An 18,798-nucleotide genomic window follows, 5' to 3' on the forward strand; every position below is an offset into this window, starting at 1 on the left:
TCATATGCGCGGCCGACTTGGTCGGCTTTACCTTATTTCGCGGCCGGGCGTCACCCGATGGACCACCGGGTGACGCCCGGCCAGGGAATTCCCCGCCCGCGGCAGCGGCCCTAACGTCGAACGTCGACCACCGACTCGACGAAGGGGAAGAATGCGCCTGCGCGCCCTGCTCGCCGCTGCCGTTTTGACCGTCTCCACCGCTCCCGCCGCCTGGGCCGTCGCCCACGGCTCCGACGTCCCGCCGGGCCAGTACGGGTTCGTCGCGAAGCTCTCGATGACGAAGATCCCGCGCCCGGACGGCTCGACGTACAGCAGCTACTGCACGGGCGCGCTCATCGCGCCCGCCTGGGTCATCACGACCGGTCACTGCTTCCACGACGCCCGCCGCGAACGGGTCTCGGGCAAGATCCCGTACCCGACGGTGGTGACGCTGGGCCTGACCGACGAAGCCGCGGAGTCGGGCATCGCCCGCAAGGCGACCGAGGTCCGCCAGGCCAAGGAGAACGACGTCGCCCTGATCCGCCTCGACTCCCCGGTGACCACGGTGACGCCCCTGTCGGTGAGCCGCGCGACCCCGAAGGTGGGGCAGCAGCTGACGCTGGCGGGCTGGGGCAGCCTGACGGGCCCGAACCCCAAGCCGGCCACGCGCCTCCAGCAGGGCACGGTGGCGGTCGCGAAGGTCGACCCGACCACGCTGGGCGTCCGCGGCGCCGCGCCGGAGATCACGACGAGCGCCTGCACGTACGACTCGGGAGCGCCGTACTTCTCGGGCACGCAGCTGGTCTCGCTGGAGGCCACGGGCCCGGGCTGCCCCCACGCCGGCATCGAGACGACGAGCCGGGCGGACGTCATCGCGGAGTGGATAGCCACCCACACGGCGTAACTTCGCCCAGGGCGAACAGCGCTCGTGACATACCCCACGGCCTGGTCCAAACCACGAAAAAGGGCCCCGGCAACCAGCCGGGGCCCTTTTCGGTGTGGGCGAGGAGGGAGTTGAACCCTCACGTCCTTTCGGACACACGGACCTGAACCGTGCGCGTCTGCCATTCCGCCACTCGCCCGAGCGCTTGTCTCAAGCAGCGAGGAGAAGACTAGCAGGTGGTTTGAACGGCTTTCACCGGGGGCCGTGTAGAGGCTGGCTCACCCGGATAGGATCGATGCGGAAGCACACGTGTGAGGAGGTTTTCCCCGGTGGGCCGCGCCGAAAGATTCGACAGGCGACTCGAGAACCTGGTGGGGAACACTTTCGCGCGCATGTTCGGTGGCAACGTCGTCACGCAGGAAGTGGCGATCGCCCTCGAGCGGGAGAGTGAGGAGAACGTTCGTGAGCTGGCAGGCGGCCGGCAGCTCGCCCCGAATCACTACATCGTGTCCCTGGGGGCGGCTGACCACGAACGCATGGCCGGCGACGAGCAACGCGTCACCCAGGTGCTCGCCAAGGCGGTGGCCGAACACCTCGCCGCCGAGGGCCTGGACACCTATGGTGACGTCGTCGTATCACTCGAGCGCAACGAGGCGCTGCATACTGGACAGTTCAAGACCCGTTCGTCCGTCGATCCCGACGCCCGCCCCTCAGGCGCCGGTACACCGCGGTCGGCACGACCCAGCAACGCAGGAGACCCAGCAATGAGCCAGCCCCCCGGCTACGGCCAATACGACCAGGGTGACCCGTACGGCCAGCAGGGCCAGTACGGCTACGGACAGCAGGGTGGCCAGCAGCCCGGGTACGACCAGGGTTACGGCCAGCAGGGCGGATACGACCAGTACGGCGGCCAGCAGCCGCAAGGCGGTGGCTACGACCAGTACGGCCAGCCGCAGCAGGGTGGTGGCTACGACCAGTACGGCCAGCAGCCCCAGGCCGGATACGACCAAGGCTACGGCCAGCCCCAGGGCGGCGGGTACGACCAGGGGGGCTACGCGCAGCCGCAAGGCGGCGGGTACGACCAGGGCGGCTACGCGCAGCCCCAGGGCGGCGGCTACGACCAGGGCGGCTACCAGCAGGGCGGGTACGACCAGTACGGCGGCCAGCAGCAGGGCGGCTACGACCAGTACGGCCAGCAGGCGTACGGCCAGCCGGCCGGCGACCCGTACGGCCAGCAGGGCGGCTACGGCCAGCCCGCGGCCGGCCGCCAGCTCGCGGCGAGCCTGCAGCTGGACGACGGCTCCAACCGGACGTACTCGCTGAAGCAGGGCGGGAACGTCGTGGGCCGCGGCCAGGACGCCGACTTCCGCCTGCCGGACACCGGGGTTTCGCGCCGCCACCTGGAGATCACCTGGGACGGCCAGAGCGCGACGCTCGCGGACATCGGCTCGACCAACGGCACCACCGTGAACGGCACCCCGGTCCAGACCTGGCAGCTCGCCGACGGCGACGTCATCCGGGTGGGTCATTCGTCCCTCGTGTTCCGTACACAGGGCTGACTCGGGACCCGGAATACTGTTCCCGCAGAATTGACGTGCGGGGGGACCGCGGCGTACCCGCGTCGCGGCTGCGCGGAAGAGTCGGGAGCGGACACACCAAGTGCCAGAGCTGGTCGTACAACTCACCAGGGTGGGCTTCCTCGTGCTGCTCTGGCTCTTCGTGTTCGCCGCGCTCAGAGTCGTCCGTTCGGACCTCTACGCGGCGTCCGGCATGCGTGTCCAGGTGCCGTCCTTCGGCCGCAAGAAGGAAAAGAAGCCGCGCAACAGCAAGTCCCCGCAGCAGCTGCTGGTGACCCACGGCGCGCTCGCCGGGACGCGCATCGCGCTGGACGGCCGGCCGATCCTGATCGGCCGGGCCGACGACTCCACACTGGTCCTCGACGACGACTACGCGTCGACCCGGCACGCGCGGATCGCGCAGCGCGGTGAGGACTGGTACGTGGAAGATCTGGGCTCGACGAACGGGACCTACCTCGACCGGGCTAAGGTCACTGCACCCCTCCGGGTCCCGCTCGGAGTCCCCATCCGGATCGGCAAGACGGTGATCGAGCTTCGCCCATGACTCTCGTCCTCCGCTACGCAGCCCGCAGCGACCGGGGCCTGGTGCGTTCGAGCAACCAGGACTCCGTGTACGCCGGCCCTCGCCTGCTCGCGCTCGCCGACGGCATGGGTGGGCACGCGGCGGGCGAAGTCGCCAGCAAGGTCGTCATCGCCTCGCTCGCCCCGCTCGACGACGACGAGCCGGGCGACGACCTGCTCGCCCAGCTGCGCGAGGCGGTGGCCAACGGCAACGCCGCGATCGCCGAGCTGGTCTCGCAGGACCCGGACCTGGACGGCATGGGCACCACGCTCACCGCCGTCCTGTTCGCCGGCACCAGGCTGGGGCTGGTGCACGTCGGCGACTCGCGGGCCTACCTGCTGCGCAGTGGTCAGTTCGCGCAGATCACCCGCGACGACAGCTTCGTCAACGAGCTCCTCGAGCAGGGCCGGATCACGCCCGAAGAGGCCGCGGTGCACCCGCAGCGGTCGCTGCTGCTGAAGGCGCTGACCGGCCACGAGGTCGAGCCGAGCCTGACCGTGCGCGAAGCCCGCGCCGGCGACCGGTACCTGATCTGCTCCGACGGCCTGTCCGGCATGGTCAGCGACGAGACGCTGGCCGAAGCCGTGCAGATCCCCGACCCGCAGCAGTGCGCGGACCGGATGATCGAGCTGGCGCTCAAGGGCGGCGGCACCGACAACGTCACGGTGATCATCGCCGACGTCGTCGACGTCGACTTCGGCGAGGACGCGCCCATCGTGGGCGGCGCCGCCGGGGACGGCAGCGACGAACGGCACCAGGGCGACTCCCCCGCGGCGCGGGCCAGGGCGCTGACCCAGCCGCCCCCGCCGCCGCGCCCGGAGCTGCCGCAGCCGCAAGAAGACCCGAAGGCCAAACGCCGGAAGCGGTTCCGCTGGCTGGCGGGCGCCCTCGTGGTCCTCGTGGTGCTGGCCGCGGCCGCCATCGCGACCCGCTACTTCGTGCTGAGTCAGTACTATGTCGGCGAGGGAACGGACGGGGAGGTCGTGATCTACCGCGGCGTCCCCGGCAGCATTCTCGGCATCGACCTGCACGCCTACGAGCAAGGGTCCTGCCCGCCGAGCCAGGTGTGCACGGACAAGCTCCGTGTCACCCAGCTCCAGGAGGACGCGCGGCTGGCGGTGCAGAACGGCGTCAAGAAGGACAGCCTCGACGAAGCCAGGAAGTACATCGACGACTTCCTGCAGCTGCGCAAGCGCCTGAACAACTGCGCGCCGGCGGGCGGTCAGCCGTCCCCGACGCCGACCCCTCCGGTCACGCCGACGACGACTCCGTCGGCTCCGGCCGGCTCCACTGCTCCGTCGTCGGCGAACCAGCCAGCGGGGAGGGACTGCTCGACGCCGAGTTCGACGGCACCGACGACGGGAGGCGGTAACTGATGAGCCAGCCCGCCGCGCGCGCCGCCGAACCGCTCGCCGCGCAGTTCCAGACGAACCCGCCGCGCGAGGTCCCGACCCGCCGCAACACCGAGCTGGTGCTGCTGGGGTTCGCGACGGTCCTCGTGACCATCGCTCTGGTGCTGGTGGAGGCGAACCAGGAGCAGGAGCTGACCTGGTCGATCATCTGGCTGGGCCTGGCCTACCTCGCGATCCTCACCGCGGCGCACCTGGCCGTCCGCAAGTGGGCGCCGTACGCCGACCCCGTCCTGCTGCCCTGCGTCGCGCTGCTGAACGGCATCGGGCTGGTGATGATCCACCGGATCGACCTGGCACTGGCCGAACGGGCCGCGCAGAACGGCAAGGACTACACACCGGCCGTCACCTCGCAGGTGCTGTTCACGGTGATCTCGCTGGTGTTCTTCGTCGCCGTGCTGATCGCGGTGAACGACCACCGCACGCTGACCCGCTACGGCTACACCGCGGGCCTGGTCGGGATCTTCGCGCTGGCGCTGCCCGCCCTGCTGCCGTCGAGCCTGTCCGAGGTCAACGGCGCGAAGGTCTGGCTGAAGCTGCCGTTCTTCTCGATCCAGCCGGGCGAGTTCGCGAAGATCCTGCTGATGATCTTCTTCGCTTCGTTCCTGGTGTCGAAGCGGGACCTGTTCATGGTGGCGGGCAAGAAGCTCGTCGGCGTCGAACTGCCGCGCGCCCGCGACCTCGGCCCGATCCTGATCGCCGCGTTCGCCTGCATCGGCATCCTGGTGTTCGAGAAGGACCTCGGCACGTCGCTGCTGTTCTTCAGCGTCATTCTCGTGATGCTGTACGTCGCGACCGAGCGGATCATCTGGGTCGTCCTCGGCCTCAGCTTCTTCGCGGTCGGCTGCGTCATCGCCTACAACCTCTTCACGCACGTCCAGCAGCGCGTGGCGAACTGGCTGGACCCGCTGGCCACCTACGACGAGGCCGGCGGTGGCTACCAGCTCGCGCAGGGCCTGTTCGGGCTCGGCACCGGCGGCGTCGGCGGTACCGGGCTCGGGGCCGGCCGGCCGGACATGGTGCCCGAGGCGGCCACCGACTTCATCACCGCGGCGATCGGCGAGGAGCTCGGCTTCATCGGCCTGGCCGCGGTGCTGATGCTGTACCTGCTGGTCGCGATGCGCGGCATGCGCAGCGCGCTGGCCGTGCGCGACACGTTCGGCAAGCTGCTGGGCGGCGGGCTCGCGTTCACCATGGTCATGCAGATCTTCGTCGTCGTCGGCGGGGTCACGAAACTCATCCCGGAGACCGGTATCACCGCCCCGTTCCTGTCCAAGGGTGGTTCGTCGCTGCTCGCGAACTACATCCTGGTCGCGCTGCTGCTCCGCATCTCCGACGCGGCACGCAGGCCCGCCGCCCGCCCGAAGCCGCAGCAGCAGCCGCAGGCCCCGATCGCGGAAGCGCACACCGTGCTCGTGCAGCGCCCGCCGGCGGACGGGGGCGCGCAGGCATGAACACCCCGCTCCGCAAGGTCGGCATGGCGATGCTCGTGATGGTCGTCCTGCTGCTGGCCAACGCCACCTACATCCAGGTCGTGAAGGCCGACGACTACCGCACCGACCCGCGCAACGCGCGCGTGCTCTACGACGAGTTCGCCCGCCAGCGCGGCAAGATCGTGTCGCAGGCCAACGGGGAGGTGCTGGCCAGCATCACCCCGTCGAACGACAAGTACAAGTACATCCGGACCTACGCCGACGGCCCGATGTACGCGCCGGTCACCGGCTACTACTCGATCAACTACGGCGCCGGCGGCCTGGAGCGCGCCGAGGACGACGTCCTCAACGGCTCCGACCCGCGGCTGTTCGTGCGGCGGCTGTCGGACATGGTCACCGGCCGCGACCCCAGCGGCGGCAACGTCCGGCTGACCATCGACCCGGCCGTGCAGAAGGCCGCGTACGACCTGATGACGCAAAAGGGCTACACCGGCGCCGTCGTCGCGATGGAGCCCAGCACCGGGCGGATCCTGGCGATGGTCTCGACGCCGTCGTACGACCCGAACCAGCTGGCTTCGCACACGTCGAAGGCGCAGACCGACGCCTGGAACGCGAACATCAAGGACCCGAAGAAGCCCATGCTGAACCGGGCGATCTCCGAGACCTACCCGCCGGGCTCGACGTTCAAGCTCGTCACCGCGGCGGCCGCGCTCGAAGACGGCAAGGGCCCGGACACCCCGATCGACCCGGCGCCGAACACCAAGCTCCCCGGCACGAACGTCACGCTGGAGAACTACGCGGGCCAGGGCTGCCCCGGCACCACGTTCAAGGACGCCCTCGCGCACTCCTGCAACGTGCCGTTCGCACAGTTCGCCGGCGCGCTGGGCGCGGACAAGATGAAGAAGACCGCGGCGAACTTCGGCATCGGGCAGACCGACCTGACCGTGCCGATGAAGGTCGCCGCGTCGACCGTCGGCCCGCTCGACTCGCAGGGCGCGCTCTACCAGAGCGGCATCGGCCAGCGCGACGTCCGGCTGACCCCGCTGCAGGACTGCATCCTCGCGGCCACCGTGGCCAACGGCGGCATGGCGATGAAGCCGCAGCTGGTGCAGTCGGTGCTGGCCCCCGACCTCTCGACGATCGAGGACTACAGCCCCACCGAGCTCACCGGCACCCCGGCGCTGTCGGCGTCGAACGCCGCGATCCTCAAGGACATGATGATCGCTTCCGAAGGCTTCACCAAGGGCGGCGGCAAGCGCCCGGACATCCAGATCGCCTCGAAGACCGGCACCGCCGAGCACGGCACGGACTCCAAGAACACCGCCCCGCACGCCTGGTACACCGCCTTCGCCCCGGCCGAGAACCCGCAGATCGCGGTCGCCGTGATCGTCGAGGACGGCGGCAACCGCGGCCTCGCGGCCACCGGCGGCACGGTCGCGGCGGAGATCGGCCGCGCGGCCATCAACGCGAAGCTCGGGGGTGGATAGCGCATGCTGTCCTCCGGTCAGCTGCTGGCCGACCGCTACAAGCTGACGAGCCGGATCGCCGTCGGCGGGATGGGCGAGGTCTGGCAGGCCAGCGACACCCGGCTCGACCGGACCGTTGCCGTCAAGATCCTCAAGACCGAACTGTCCGGCGACGCCGAGTTCCTCCACCGCTTCCGCACCGAAGCGCGGATGACGGCGTCGCTGAACCACCCCGGCATCGCCGCGGTGCACGACTACGGCGAGACCATCCTCGACGGCGACCTGTCGATCGCGTACCTGGTGATGGAGCTCGTCGACGGCGACCCGCTGGCCGGCCTGCTGGCCAAGCACGGGCGGCTGTCGGCGGAGTTCACGCTCGACATGCTCGAGCAGGCCGGCAACGCGCTGCAGGCCGCGCACTCCCACGGCCTGGTCCACCGCGACGTCAAACCGGGCAACATCCTGGTGACCTCGGCCGGGCAGGTGAAGATCACCGACTTCGGCGTCGCGAAGGCGGCCGACGCGGCCCCGGTCACCCGGTCCGGCATGGTCATGGGCACCGCGCACTACATCGCTCCGGAGCAGGCGCTCGGGCAACCGGCCGAGCCGGCGTCCGACGTCTACTCGCTGGCGGTGTGCGGCTACGAGTGCCTCGCCGGGCACCGGCCGTTCCTGTCCGAGAACGCCGTGACGGTCGCGATGATGCACATCCGCGACATCCCGCCGCCGCTGCCGCCGGACGTGCCGCCCGCGGCGCGCGCGGTGATCGAGGCGACCCTGGTCAAGGACCCGCGGCAGCGCTACAACAACGGCGGCGAGTTCGCGTCCGCCGTCGCCGCGGTCCGCGCCGGGCAGCCGCTGCCGACGCCGTCCGGGCTGGTCAACGCCACCTACACGACGGGCCAGCAGCCGGTGGTGCCGCCGCAGCCGCAGCAGCAGATGCAGCAGCCTCCGCCATCGATGCCGGTGCCGATCCCCCCGCAGCAGATGCAGCAGCCGCAGCAGATGCCGGGCGGCCCGCCGTCCCCCGCGATGAACCCGATGATCGCCATCGGCCCGCCGTCCCGGCCCGCCCCGCGGCAGGTGATGCTGCCGGCCGCCCGGAAGAAGACCCAATGGGGCTGGTGGGCGCTTCTCGCGGCGATCCTGCTCGTTGTCCTGGTGGCGGGCATCGTGCTGGTGGCCAAGATGCTGGGCGGCGGCACCGGCTCGCCGACGCAGAACGGCCAGACGCAGAGCCAGGTGGTCCCGGGCAGACAGGTGCCTGCGGAGCAGCCTTCGAGCGTCTACCCGGCGGACACTCCCGGCACGACCGACGATGGCCGGCAAGGCATCATGACCACACCTTGGACGGAATGGAACGGCACCCAGAGATGAGCACACCCAGACTGCTCTCCAACCGGTACGAGCTGGGCGAAACGCTCGGCTACGGAGGCATGTCCGAGGTCCATCACGGCCACGACGTGCGTCTCGGCCGGGAAGTCGCGATCAAGATCCTCCGTGCCGACCTCGCCAGGGACCCGCAGTTCCAGGAGCGCTTCCGCCGGGAAGCGCAGAACGCCGCCGCGCTGAACCACCCGGCGATCGTCGCGGTCTACGACACCGGTGAGGCGAACACCGAGTTCGGGCCGCTGCCGTACATCGTCATGGAGTACGTCGAAGGCCGGACGCTGCGCGACATCGTCAAGACCGAGGGCCCGATGTCGCAGAAGCGGGCGATGGAGGTCATGGCCGACGTCTGCGCGGCGCTGGACTTCTCGCACCGCCACGGCATCGTGCACCGCGACGTCAAGCCGGCCAACGTGATGATCACGAAGAACGGCGCGGTCAAGGTGATGGACTTCGGCATCGCGCGCGCGATGCACGACGGCCAGTCCGCCATGACCCAGACGGCCGCGGTGATCGGCACGGCGCAGTACCTGTCGCCGGAGCAGGCCCGCGGCGAGTCGGTCGACGCGCGGTCGGACGTCTACGCCGCCGGCTGCGTGCTGTACGAGCTGATCACCGGCGAGCCGCCGTTCACCGGGGACTCCCCGGTCGCGGTGGCCTACCAGCACGTCCGGGAAGACCCGAACCCGCCGTCGTCGGTCAACCCGGCGGTGGCACCGGAGCTCGACGCGGTCGTGCTGAAGGCGCTGGCCAAGGGCCCGGCGAACCGCTACCAGTCGGCGGCGGAGATGCGCTCGGACCTGGTGCGCACCCTCTCGGGCCAGCGCCCGGTGGCGCCGATGGTGATGTCCGAGGACGAGCGCACGCAGGTGATGAACGCCGACCGGCGGCAGCCGCAGCGCTACGACGAGTACAGCGAGCCGGACGACGAAGACCCGAAGGCCAAGCGCCGCCGCCGCACGATCCTGGCCGCGGTCGCCGCGTTGTTCGTGCTGGGCGCGGTGCTGCTGATCATGTGGCTGTCGGGCTCGTTCAAGGGCAACGACAACGCCACGGTCGCGATCCCTGACGTGCTGCACCAGACGGTGCCCCAGGCTCGGGAAACGTTGAAGAGCAAGGGTTTCGACGGCACGATCGAGACGAAGCAGGTGACCTGCGGGGTGGCGCCGACCGACGGCAACCCGGAGTGCACCCAGGACGACATCAACAAGGTCATCAAGATCGACCCGTCGGTCGGGATCACGGTCGCGACCAACACGAAGATCACGTTGTCCGTCGGCGTCGCCCCGGGCAAGGCCAGCGTGCCGGACCTCAAGGGCAAGACACGTGACCAGGCCCAGCAGGCGCTCACCGACGCGAAGCTGGCGCTGGACCCGACCGTCGACGAGGTCGAGGTCGACGACCCGAACCAGGCCGGCCTGGTGCAGAAGCAGACCCCGTCCGCCGGTTCCGAGGCCCCCCAGGGCAGCACCGTGCGGATCACGGTGGGCAAGTCGAAGCAGCTCAAGACGGTCACCGACTTCACCGGCAAGCCGTACTCGCAGGCCAAGTCGTCGCTGGAAGGCGCGGGCTTCACGACGAGGCGGGTCGACCAGGCTTCGGACACGGTGCCGAAGGACACGGTCATCACCCAGAACCCGAACGGCGGCCAGCTGGCGGTGGGCAGCCAGATCGTGCTGACCGTGTCGACCGGTCCGGACCAGACTCAGCCGACCAAGATCCAGATGCCGAGCCTGGTCGGCATGACCGTCGACGAGGCGCAGCAGAAGCTGCAGAGCATGGGCTGGACCGGAAGCCTGAGCCAGCGAGCGGACCGGACCAGCGGGCAGCCGGAAGGCACGATCACCGGTCAGAACCCCAGGGCGGGCACCCAGATCGACGCGGACCAGGCGGTCACCGTCAACGTCGCGGAGAGCTTGTTCCCGTCAACGCCGACGACGAGTACGCGTAACTGACGTACGAAGAAGGCCCGCACGGTTCGCCGTGCGGGCCTTCTTCGTTGCTCAAGACTTGTCCAGAAACCCTTGCACGGCACCGAGAACCTGCTCAGCGTCGCTCGCGGCACCGAAGTCGAGCTCGAGTTCTTCGGCGGCGCCCGAGCGTTTGACCTTCAGGGAGACGCGGGCTTCCCGGCAGCGCGTCAGCCACTCGAAGAGCGACCGGCAGAAGACGCCGGCGGAGGTGCTCGACACGCCGACCACGACGGCGTCGAAGACCTGGACGCGGCCGCGGAGCTCGTCCTCGCCACGCAGCCACGCGGCGAGCTCCGGAAGCTCGCCGTCGGAGTTTGGGACGGTGATCGCGACGATCCCAGCCGTCACCCGATCTCCCTTCACCCGGAACCGGAGAGGCCCCGAACCTTAGCCGTCCCCGTGGTCGGGCTGGAAGCCCGGGCCGGAAATTGAAGATGGCAAATTGCAGTCAGGAGCGGCGGTGCACGAGCGCCGAAACGGTGAAGAAGCTGACGGCCAGCATCGCCACCGCCGTCACCAGGGCCAGCACCAGCGGGCCGCCGACCGGCTTCTCGTCGGTCAGGGCGCGCAGCAGGGGGTGGACCAGGGGAATCTTCGCCAGCAGGACGACGACGAGGGTGACCACCGCCGCGAGCACGGTCCAGCCGACGCGGTGCACCAGTAGCCGCGAGCACGGCAGCGCGATCGCGATGCCCAGCAGCGCGCACGCCAGGTGCGCGAGCAACCCGATGCCGAGCGCGGCCGGCTGGACCTTGAACGACTTGACCGCCGACCACACCTCGGTGATCGCGGTGAGGACCAGCGAGCAGGCCAGCACGGTGAGGATCGCGCCGGTGATCATCCGCCGCCACTGCCGCGCGTGACTCAGGGTCACCAGGCGCTGCACCGGGTCTTCGATGTCGAGCAGCGCGATCGTCAGCCAGCACGAGACGACCAGCAACCCGCCGGCGCTGACGCCGAACAGCGGCAGCGGCGGCGAATGCGGGTCGGCGTAGAGGATCACGCACAGCGCGAGGTAGGCCAGCAACGCCGGCAGGTACCGCTGCGAATGACCGAGCAGCGCCAGGTAGTAGCGCGTCAGGGCGAGCACGGCGCCACCTCCCGGACCGACCAGCCGTCGTCGAGGGCCCGCTTCAGCACCGCGTCGACGCGGGCGATCTCGACCGTGAGCACGACCTGCGGGCCCTCGGTGACGGCGTGCCGCACGCCGGGCTCGTCCGCCCAGCCGGTGCCGCCGCCGCGCAGCACGATCCGGGTGGTCGGCTCCGCGCTTTCCGCCGTGAGCCTGCCGGAGTTCATGAGGTGGACGACGTCGGCGTGGTCGTGCACCACCTGGGGCCGGTGGTCGGTGAACACGACGCTCGCCCCGCGCGCCCGCGTCTCGGCGACGAGTTCGCCGAGGATCGTGTGCGTGCCGACGTCGAGGCCGGACCACGGCTCGTCGAGGATCAGCAGGTCGGGCCGGACCATCACGGCCTGGGCGAGCCCGACCTTCTGGGCGTTGCCCTTGGACAGCGTGCGCAGCGGCGCCGCCGGGCCGCCGACGAGGGCGAGCCGTTCGAGCAGCGGGTCGATCACCGACAGGTCGGCGAGCCCGTGGATGCGGGCCATGTGCCGCAGGTAGGCCCGCGCGCCCATGCGCTGCCCGGCCGGGAAGCGGTCCGGCAGGTAGCCGATCCGCGACGTGCCCGTCACCACACCGGTGGTCGCGTGCGAGACGCCGGCCATGATCCGCAGCAGCGTCGACTTCCCGGAGCCGTTGCTGCCGAGGACGCCGACGACGTGCCCGGGCTCGACGGTCAGGTCGACGTCGCGCAGGACGAAGTCACCGCGCCCGTACCGCTTGCCGACCCCCTCGAGCCGGATCACGCAACAGCGGCCTTCTGGAGCGCCTTGGTCGCGCGCTCGAGCTCGTCGACCCGGGCCGGGTCGACGGGGTGGCCCGCGGCGGCCAGCCAGTTCGCGAGCATCCGGTGGCCGCCCTCGGTGAGCACGGACTCCGGGTGGAACTGGACGCCTTCCAGCGGCAGCTCGCGGTGGCGCATGCCCATCACGATGCCGGACTCGGTGCGCCCGGTGATCTCGAAGACGGCGTCCGAGATGGTCTCGGGGAGCACGGTCAGCGAGTGGTAGCGGGTGGCCGTGAACTCCTCCGGCAGGTCGCTGAGGATGCCGGCGCCGGTGTGCCGGACCTGGCTCGTCTTGCCGTGGAGCAGCTCGGGCGCGCGGTCGACGGTGGCGCCGTAGACGACGCCCAGCGCCTGGTGGCCGAGGCAGACACCGAGCATCGGCGTGCTCGTCTCGGCGCACTTGCGGATGACGTCCATGCTCTGGCCGGCGCGTTCGGGGGTGCCGGGGCCGGGTGAGACGAGCACGGCGTCGAACTCGGGCACGCGGTCGAGGTCGACGACGTCGTTGCGCCAGACCGTGCAGTCGGCGCCGAGCTGGGCCAGGTACTGGACCAGGTTGTAGACGAAGCTGTCGTAGTTGTCGACGACGAGAACGCGCATGGCGCCGAGCTTACCGGCTCCCAGTCCGTGGACCGTACGCCAAATCACATTTCGGGTTAGGTGACCCTAACTTACCGTGGAGCAGGTGAGCCGATCTCTTCGCGTAGCCATCGTCGGTGCCGGTCCCGCCGGGATCTACGCCGCCGACATCCTGGACAAGTCCGACGCCGACGTGCGAATCGACCTGTTCGAGCGCATGCCCGCGCCGTTCGGGTTGATCCGCTACGGCGTCGCGCCCGACCACCCCCGCATCAAGGGCATCGTGACAGCGCTGGAGAAGGTGCTCTCGAAGCCGAACATCCGGCTGCTGGGCAACATCGACTACGGCACCGACATCAAGCTCGACGAGCTGCGCGAGTTCTACGACGCGGTGATCTTCTCGACCGGCGCGTCCGCCGACCGCGCGCTCGACATCCCGGGCATCGACCTGGACGGCAGCTACGGCGCCGCCGACTTCGTGTCCTGGTACGACGGCCACCCCGACGTGCCGCGCACGTGGCCGCTGACCGCGTCCTCGGTCGCGGTGCTCGGCGTCGGGAACGTCGCGCTCGACGTGGCGCGGGTGCTGGCGAAGACGGCCGACGAGCTGCTGACCACCGACATCCCGGACAACGTCTACCAGGGGCTCAAGGCCAGCCCGGTCACCGACGTGCACGTGTTCGGCCGCCGCGGCCCGGCCCAGGCGAAGTTCACGCCGCTGGAGCTGCGCGAGCTGGACCACTCGCCGAACGTCGAGGTCATCGTCTACCCGGAGGACATCGAGTTCGACGACGGCAGCATCGCGGCGCTGCGGGCGTCGAAGCAGATCGACATGGTGGTGAAGACGCTGCAGGAGTGGGCCATCCGCGAGCCGGGCACCCGGCAGCGGCGGCTGCACCTGCACTTCTTCCACTCGCCGGCCGAGGTCCTCGGCGAGGACGGCAAGGTGACCGGCCTGCGCACCGAGCGCAGCGAGCTGACCGGCGACGGGAACGTCCGCGGCACGGGCGAGTTCCACGACTGGGACGTCCAGGCGGTGTACCGCGCGGTCGGCTACCTGTCGTCGCACCTGCCGGAGCTGCCGTTCGACCACGTGGCGGGCGTGGTCCCGAACCAGGCCGGCCGCGTGCTGGACCTGGACGAGAACCAGCTGCCGGGCGTGTACGTCACGGGCTGGATCAAGCGCGGCCCGGTGGGCCTGATCGGGCACACGAAGGGCGACGCGGCGGAGACGATCGCCAGCCTCCTGGCCGACGCGGACACGCTGCAGGCCCCGAAGTTCGCGGCGCCCGACGCGATCCTCGACTTCCTCGAAACGCGCGGCATCCCGTTCACGAGCTGGGACGGCTGGGGCCGGCTCGACGCGCACGAGAAGGCGCTGGGCTCGGCGGCGGGCCGCGAGCGGGTCAAGGTCGTCGAGCGCGAGGAGATGACCCGGATCTCGCGCGGCTAACTCCCCGCGCCGAGGTAGGTGAGCACGGCCAGCACGCGGCGGTTCGTGTCGTCCGAAGCCGAGATGTCGAGCTTCGCGAAGATGTTCGCCGTGTGCTTGCCGACCGCGCCTTCGCTGAAGTGCAGCCGGGCGGCGATGGCCGCGTTGGAACAGCCTTCCGCCATCAGCGACAGGACCTCGCGCTCGCGCGGGGTCAGCGCGGCGAGGGGGTCGGAAGCGTTGCCCGCCACCAGCTTCGCGATCACCTCGGGGTCCATCACGGTGCCACCCGCCGCGACCCGGCGGACGGCGTCGATGAACTGCTCCGCGTTGAACACGCGGTCCTTCAGCAGGTAGCCGATCGCGCCCGTGCCGTCGGCCAGCAATTCGCGGGCGTACAGCTGCTCGACGTGCTGGGACAGCACCAGGATCGGCAGCCCGGGCACTTCGCGGCGGGCGGCGAGCGCGGCCTGCAGTCCCTCGTCGGTGTTCGTCGGCGGCATCCGGACGTCCACAATGGACACGTCCGGGCGTTCCTCGCGCAACGCCGCCACGAGTTCCGGGCCGGTGGCGACCGCCGCGACGACGTCGAAGCCGTGCGCGGTCAGGAGGTGTGTCAGACCGTCTCGGAGGAGGTACTGGTCCTCGGCGACGAGGGTTCTTGGTCGACCACTTCGGGGGGTCCGGGTGGCGAAGCCCCCGGCTCGGGGCGGAGCCCCGGATGTATCTGACACGGGATCTCCAGGGTCGCCTTCGTCGGGCCGCCGATCGGGCTGGTCAGCGTCAACCTACCGTCGAACCCACCGAGCCGGCGCTCGATTCCGCGCAGTCCCGAGCCGCGGGCCACGTTCGCGCCGCCCGGGCCGTCGTCGGTCACCGCCACCGTCAGCAGGTCGTCGGCGAAGGCCACCTCGATCGACACCCGTTTCGCGCCGTGCTTCGCCGCGTTGCCGAGCAGTTCGGACACCGCGAAGTAAGCGCACGCCTCGACCGGCTCCTCGACGCGCCCCGGCAGCGAGCCCGTCACCTGTGACTTCAACGGGCTGTCCAGCGCCAGCGCGCGCACGGCGTCCAGCAGCCCGCGTTCGGACAGCACCGGCGGGTGGATGCCGCGGATCAGCGCCCGCAGCTCGGTGAGTGCCTCCGACGTCGCCGCGCGCAGCTCCGCCGTGAGCCGTTTCGCCGCCTCCGGGTCGGTGTCCACCAGTGCCTCGACCGCGCCCAGCTTCATGCCCATGGCGACCAGCCGCGACTGGACGCCGTCGTGCAGGTCGCGCTCGATCCGGCGCAGCTCGGCCGCTTGCGTGACCGTGACGTCGGACCGCGTCTGCTTGAGCCGTTCGACGCGCTGGGCCAGCAGGGACGACTCGGTCGGCCCCAGCCACGCCCGCGCGACGCGGGCTTGCTGCCGGGCGAGCCACGGTGCCGGCGCCAGGGCCGCCGCCAACGCCAGCAGGACCAACGGCGTCTGCGCGAGCGCACCGAGGTGCGTCGATACTTCGGGCAGCGGGGACCACCGGACACTCGACGACACGAACGGCCGCCACACCCAGAGCAGCCAGAGGCCGGTCATGCCCCAGGAGAACAACACGAGCGCCGGCAGCGAGCACACGAGCGACACGAGGAAGCTCAGCCCGCCGCCCGCGATGTCCCGCCAGGTGGCCCGGTCGCGCAGGATCCACCGCGTGCGGGCGTGCTGGACCGGCCAGAACGGCTCCTCGTACAGCTGCCTGCCGACCTGGTAGAGGCCGTCGGCGCGGGGCACCGGCAGGGCGGGCGGCGGCAGGTACGGCCGCGGGATCCGCACGCCCGTCCACTTCTCGGTTTCGCGGCGCAGCGTGTCGGTGATCGAACTGCGGCCCCGCAGCACCACCGGCGCCGCCAGTGGCATGGCGCCGACGAAGACGACCAGCTGGAACGCCGAGAAGATCAGCTGCACCAGGGAAAGCGCGAGGATGCCGAACTGGTGGCCCAGCGCTTCGAGGTGCCGGTGCGGCCGGCTCTTGCGCGGCTCGACCGGCGGGCGCGGGCCGAGCCACCAGCGCGTCCACCGGCCGTAGCCGTGCAGCACCCGCGGGCCGCCGAGCAGGACGGCCACCGGCAGCAGCAGCGTGACCAGCGGGTTCACCAGCTGCCAGCTGAATTCGCGGCTCGCCGCCGGGTCTTCCAGCGCCCAGGTGAGGCGGCGCTGCCAGCGGATCCAGAACGCCCGCTTGTAGAGCTGGTTGCCGTCGCGGTACCAGCCGTCACGCTCGCGCACCGGCTCGGGCGGCTCGGGCCGGTACGGCGAGCCGACCTCGACGCCGCACCAGCGCGCGGCCAGCGTCCGCGCCACCGCCGACCGGCCGCGGGCCCATTCGACCGCGGGGCCGAGGAAGAAGACCAGCCCACCGCAGAGCAACGCGAACGCGATCAGCTCGACCAGCACGTCGACCCAGCTGAGCAACGAGATCGCGGCCAGCGCGAACGCCCGGCCGACCGCACGCAGGTACGTCATCCGGCACCTCCCTTCCCCCGCAATCCTCGCCGGACGCACCCGCCCGCCGCACTGCCCGAAGCCCCACGAAAGGGGTGGGCCCAGCCCCACCCCCGGTTCAGCAAAACGCTACCTGAGCTGGGGTTTCAGCGTCATTACGGCAGCGGCCGCCGGTTCGTAGCTTCGTAGCCATGCCACTCATCGAAGTCACCGACCTCCGCAAGCGCTACGGCACCAGGGTCGCGGTCGACGGCGTTTCCTTCACCGTCGAGCGCGGCGAAATCTTCGGCATCCTCGGCACGAACGGCGCCGGGAAGACCACCACCGTCGAATGCCTCCAAGGACTCCGCCAGGCCGACAGCGGCACGATCTCCGTGCTCGGCCTCGACCCGGCGACCGACCGCGCGGCGCTGACCCGCCGCGTCGGCGTCCAGCTGCAGGAGAGCCAGCTGCCCGCGAAGCTGCGGGTGCGCGAAGCACTGGAGCTGTTCGCCTCCTTCTACGCCGAGCCGGCCGACATCGACGTCCTGCTCGACCAGCTCGACCTGCGCGAGCACGCTCGCAGCTTCTTCGGGAAGCTGTCCGGAGGCCAGAAGCAGCGCGTCTCGATCGCGCTGGCGCTGGTGGGCCGGCCCGAGCTGGCCGTCCTCGACGAGCTGACCACCGGCCTCGACCCGCACGCCCGCCGCGAAACGTGGCGGCTCGTCGAAGGCGTCCGCGCCACCGGCGTCACGGTCCTGCTCGTCACCCACTTCATGGACGAAGCCGAGCGGCTCTGCGACCGGGTCGCGATCTTCGACGCCGGGCGCGTGATCGCCACCGGCACCCCGACCGAGCTCCGCGCCGCGGCCGGAGAATCCACTTTGGACGATGCATTCGTCACGCTGACCAGGAGCGCCCGGTGAACACCTTCGCCAAGATCACCGCCACCGAAACGAAACTCTTCCTCCGCGCCCCGTTCATGGCGCTCGGCGGCCTGCTGCTGCCGTCGATCCTGTTGCTCGCCATCGGCGCCATCCCGGGCATGAGCGAACCCCACGAGGCGGCGGGCGGGTACCGGCTCATCGACGCCTGGGTGCCGTCGCTGATCGTCATCAGCCTGGCGATGCTCGCGCTGCAGTCGATCCCGGCCGCCGTCGCCACCTACCGCGAGCAGGGCGTGTTGCGCCGGCTGGCCACGACCCCGGTACACCCGGCGAACCTGCTGGGCGCGCAGCTGCTCATCCACGTCGTGGTCTCGCTGGCGGGCATCGCGCTCGTGCTGGGTCTCGGCAAGGCCGTCCACGACGTCCCGCTGCCGAAGCACCCGCTGTCGTTCGCGCTGACGCTGGTGCTCGGGGTCGTCGCGACGTTCGCGCTCGGCCTGATCGCGGCCGCGGTCGCCCGCACGTCGAAGGCCGCCACCGGTGTCGCGATGGTCGCCTTCCTCCCGATCATGTTCTTCGGCGGCGTCTACCTGCCGCGGCCGTTCCTGCCGGAGGTCCTCCGCCGGATCGGCGACTACGTGCCCCCGGGTTCGCAGGCACTGCAGGACGCCTGGGTCGGCACCGGCGTGCAGCCGCTGCAGCTGGCCGCGCTCGCCGCGTTTGCGGTGTTCGGAACGGTTCTGGCGGCGAAGCTCTTTCGCTGGGAGTGACCGGGCCTTCCGCCAAAGTGGTGATGATCATCGTTTTCTCTTGTGGCCGGGCCACCCGGCAGGTAGCCAAGAGGGTGGCCCTGCTCAAACTGGA

General features: G+C 70.6%; 17 protein-coding genes and 1 tRNA gene. 11 read left to right on the forward strand and 7 right to left on the reverse strand.

Annotated features, from left to right (window positions below; all coding sequences use genetic code 11):
* Positions 1 to 151: 151 nt before the first annotated feature.
* Positions 152 to 883 carry a trypsin-like serine protease gene (locus tag I4Q55_RS01475; protein ID WP_206784174.1) on the forward strand — a complete coding sequence of 244 codons (732 nt, stop codon included), beginning with the start codon at positions 152 to 154 and terminating at the stop codon, positions 881 to 883.
* 95 nt (positions 884 to 978) lie between these two features.
* Here I4Q55_RS01475 and I4Q55_RS01480 read toward each other — a convergent pair.
* Positions 979 to 1,061 (reverse strand) — tRNA-Leu (locus I4Q55_RS01480).
* Positions 1,062 to 1,191: 130 nt separating this feature from the next.
* On the opposite strand from I4Q55_RS01480, the gene I4Q55_RS01485 reads away from it, so the two are divergent.
* From I4Q55_RS01485 to pknB, 7 genes are all read left to right on the forward strand, one after another.
* Positions 1,192 to 2,421, forward strand: coding sequence for a DUF3662 and FHA domain-containing protein (locus tag I4Q55_RS01485; RefSeq protein ID WP_206784175.1), 1,230 nt, complete (start codon positions 1,192 to 1,194; stop codon positions 2,419 to 2,421).
* 100 nt (positions 2,422 to 2,521) lie between these two features.
* The gene (locus I4Q55_RS01490) at positions 2,522 to 2,983 is read left to right on the forward strand and encodes an FHA domain-containing protein (RefSeq protein WP_091305105.1); all 462 of its coding nucleotides are present in this window, start codon (positions 2,522 to 2,524) and stop codon (positions 2,981 to 2,983) included.
* Positions 2,980 to 4,377, forward strand: coding sequence for a PP2C family serine/threonine-protein phosphatase (locus I4Q55_RS01495; protein WP_206784176.1), 1,398 nt, complete (start codon positions 2,980 to 2,982; stop codon positions 4,375 to 4,377). The genes I4Q55_RS01490 and I4Q55_RS01495 overlap by 4 nt, the downstream gene beginning before the upstream one ends.
* Entirely contained in the window at positions 4,377 to 5,864 is a 1,488-nt protein-coding gene (locus I4Q55_RS01500; protein ID WP_206784177.1) for an FtsW/RodA/SpoVE family cell cycle protein, read from the forward strand. Before I4Q55_RS01495 ends, I4Q55_RS01500 begins: the two co-directional genes overlap by 1 nt.
* Complete coding sequence (locus I4Q55_RS01505) at positions 5,861 to 7,330, forward strand: penicillin-binding protein 2 (protein WP_206784178.1); 1,470 nt, start codon at positions 5,861 to 5,863, stop codon at positions 7,328 to 7,330. Before I4Q55_RS01500 ends, I4Q55_RS01505 begins: the two co-directional genes overlap by 4 nt.
* A 3-nt stretch (positions 7,331 to 7,333) precedes the next feature.
* Entirely contained in the window at positions 7,334 to 8,686 is a 1,353-nt protein-coding gene (locus I4Q55_RS01510) for a serine/threonine-protein kinase (RefSeq protein WP_206784179.1), read from the forward strand.
* Positions 8,683 to 10,653, forward strand: a complete 1,971-nt coding sequence (gene pknB / locus I4Q55_RS01515) for a Stk1 family PASTA domain-containing Ser/Thr kinase (RefSeq protein WP_206784180.1) — start codon at positions 8,683 to 8,685, stop codon at positions 10,651 to 10,653. Before I4Q55_RS01510 ends, pknB begins: the two co-directional genes overlap by 4 nt.
* 48 nt (positions 10,654 to 10,701) lie before the next feature.
* On the opposite strand, the gene I4Q55_RS01520 is transcribed toward pknB, so the two are convergent.
* From I4Q55_RS01520 to I4Q55_RS01535, 4 genes are all read right to left on the reverse strand, one after another.
* Entirely contained in the window at positions 10,702 to 11,019 is a 318-nt protein-coding gene (locus I4Q55_RS01520; protein ID WP_206784181.1) for a hypothetical protein, read from the reverse strand.
* Positions 11,020 to 11,119: 100 nt separating this feature from the next.
* On the reverse strand, positions 11,120 to 11,761 hold the full coding sequence (locus I4Q55_RS01525) for a hypothetical protein (RefSeq protein ID WP_206784182.1): 642 nt from the start codon (positions 11,759 to 11,761) through the stop codon (positions 11,120 to 11,122).
* Positions 11,749 to 12,540: an ABC transporter ATP-binding protein gene (locus I4Q55_RS01530; protein WP_206784183.1), complete on the reverse strand. Its 792-nt coding sequence runs from the start codon at positions 12,538 to 12,540 to the stop codon at positions 11,749 to 11,751. The genes I4Q55_RS01525 and I4Q55_RS01530 overlap by 13 nt, the downstream gene beginning before the upstream one ends.
* Positions 12,537 to 13,181, reverse strand: a complete 645-nt coding sequence (locus I4Q55_RS01535; RefSeq protein ID WP_206784184.1) for an aminodeoxychorismate/anthranilate synthase component II — start codon at positions 13,179 to 13,181, stop codon at positions 12,537 to 12,539. The genes I4Q55_RS01530 and I4Q55_RS01535 overlap by 4 nt, the downstream gene beginning before the upstream one ends.
* Positions 13,182 to 13,266: 85 nt before the next feature.
* Between I4Q55_RS01535 and I4Q55_RS01540 the strand changes: the two genes are divergently transcribed.
* Positions 13,267 to 14,613 carry an FAD-dependent oxidoreductase gene (locus tag I4Q55_RS01540; protein WP_307793091.1) on the forward strand — a complete coding sequence of 449 codons (1,347 nt, stop codon included), beginning with the start codon at positions 13,267 to 13,269 and terminating at the stop codon, positions 14,611 to 14,613.
* Here the strand turns inward: I4Q55_RS01540 and I4Q55_RS01545 are convergent.
* Both I4Q55_RS01545 and I4Q55_RS01550 read right to left on the reverse strand, forming a co-directional pair.
* Complete coding sequence (locus I4Q55_RS01545; protein ID WP_206784529.1) at positions 14,610 to 15,212, reverse strand: response regulator transcription factor; 603 nt, start codon at positions 15,210 to 15,212, stop codon at positions 14,610 to 14,612. The two genes, I4Q55_RS01540 and I4Q55_RS01545, sit on opposite strands and share 4 nt — an antisense overlap.
* The gene (locus I4Q55_RS01550; protein WP_206784185.1) at positions 15,209 to 17,089 is read right to left on the reverse strand and encodes a sensor histidine kinase; all 1,881 of its coding nucleotides are present in this window, start codon (positions 17,087 to 17,089) and stop codon (positions 15,209 to 15,211) included. The genes I4Q55_RS01545 and I4Q55_RS01550 overlap by 4 nt, the downstream gene beginning before the upstream one ends.
* Before the next feature lie 170 nt (positions 17,090 to 17,259).
* On the opposite strand from I4Q55_RS01550, the gene I4Q55_RS01555 reads away from it, so the two are divergent.
* Positions 17,260 to 17,973, forward strand: coding sequence for an ABC transporter ATP-binding protein (locus I4Q55_RS01555; RefSeq protein ID WP_206784186.1), 714 nt, complete (start codon positions 17,260 to 17,262; stop codon positions 17,971 to 17,973).
* Complete coding sequence (locus tag I4Q55_RS01560; protein WP_206784187.1) at positions 17,970 to 18,704, forward strand: ABC transporter permease; 735 nt, start codon at positions 17,970 to 17,972, stop codon at positions 18,702 to 18,704. The genes I4Q55_RS01555 and I4Q55_RS01560 overlap by 4 nt, the downstream gene beginning before the upstream one ends.
* The last annotated feature ends 94 nt before the right edge of the window (positions 18,705 to 18,798 follow it).

Origin of the sequence: Amycolatopsis sp. MtRt-6, assembly GCF_017308975.1 — a bacterium.
Classification (GTDB): Bacteria; Actinomycetota; Actinomycetes; order Mycobacteriales; family Pseudonocardiaceae; genus Amycolatopsis.

Excerpts from the sequence above, each read along its gene's own strand:
- I4Q55_RS01475 (WP_206784174.1), top strand. The coding sequence starts at position 152 with ATGCGCCTGCGCGCCCTGCTCGCCGCTGCCGTTTTGACCGTCTCCACC.
- I4Q55_RS01495 (WP_206784176.1), top strand. The coding sequence starts at position 2,980 with ATGACTCTCGTCCTCCGCTACGCAGCCCGCAGCGACCGGGGCCTGGTG.
- I4Q55_RS01500 (WP_206784177.1), top strand. The coding sequence starts at position 4,377 with ATGAGCCAGCCCGCCGCGCGCGCCGCCGAACCGCTCGCCGCGCAGTTC.
- I4Q55_RS01505 (WP_206784178.1), top strand. The coding sequence starts at position 5,861 with ATGAACACCCCGCTCCGCAAGGTCGGCATGGCGATGCTCGTGATGGTC.
- I4Q55_RS01510 (WP_206784179.1), top strand. The coding sequence starts at position 7,334 with ATGCTGTCCTCCGGTCAGCTGCTGGCCGACCGCTACAAGCTGACGAGC.
- pknB (WP_206784180.1), top strand. The coding sequence starts at position 8,683 with ATGAGCACACCCAGACTGCTCTCCAACCGGTACGAGCTGGGCGAAACG.
- I4Q55_RS01535 (WP_206784184.1), bottom strand. The coding sequence starts at position 13,181 with ATGCGCGTTCTCGTCGTCGACAACTACGACAGCTTCGTCTACAACCTG.
- I4Q55_RS01550 (WP_206784185.1), bottom strand. The coding sequence starts at position 17,089 with ATGACGTACCTGCGTGCGGTCGGCCGGGCGTTCGCGCTGGCCGCGATC.
- I4Q55_RS01555 (WP_206784186.1), top strand. The coding sequence starts at position 17,260 with ATGCCACTCATCGAAGTCACCGACCTCCGCAAGCGCTACGGCACCAGG.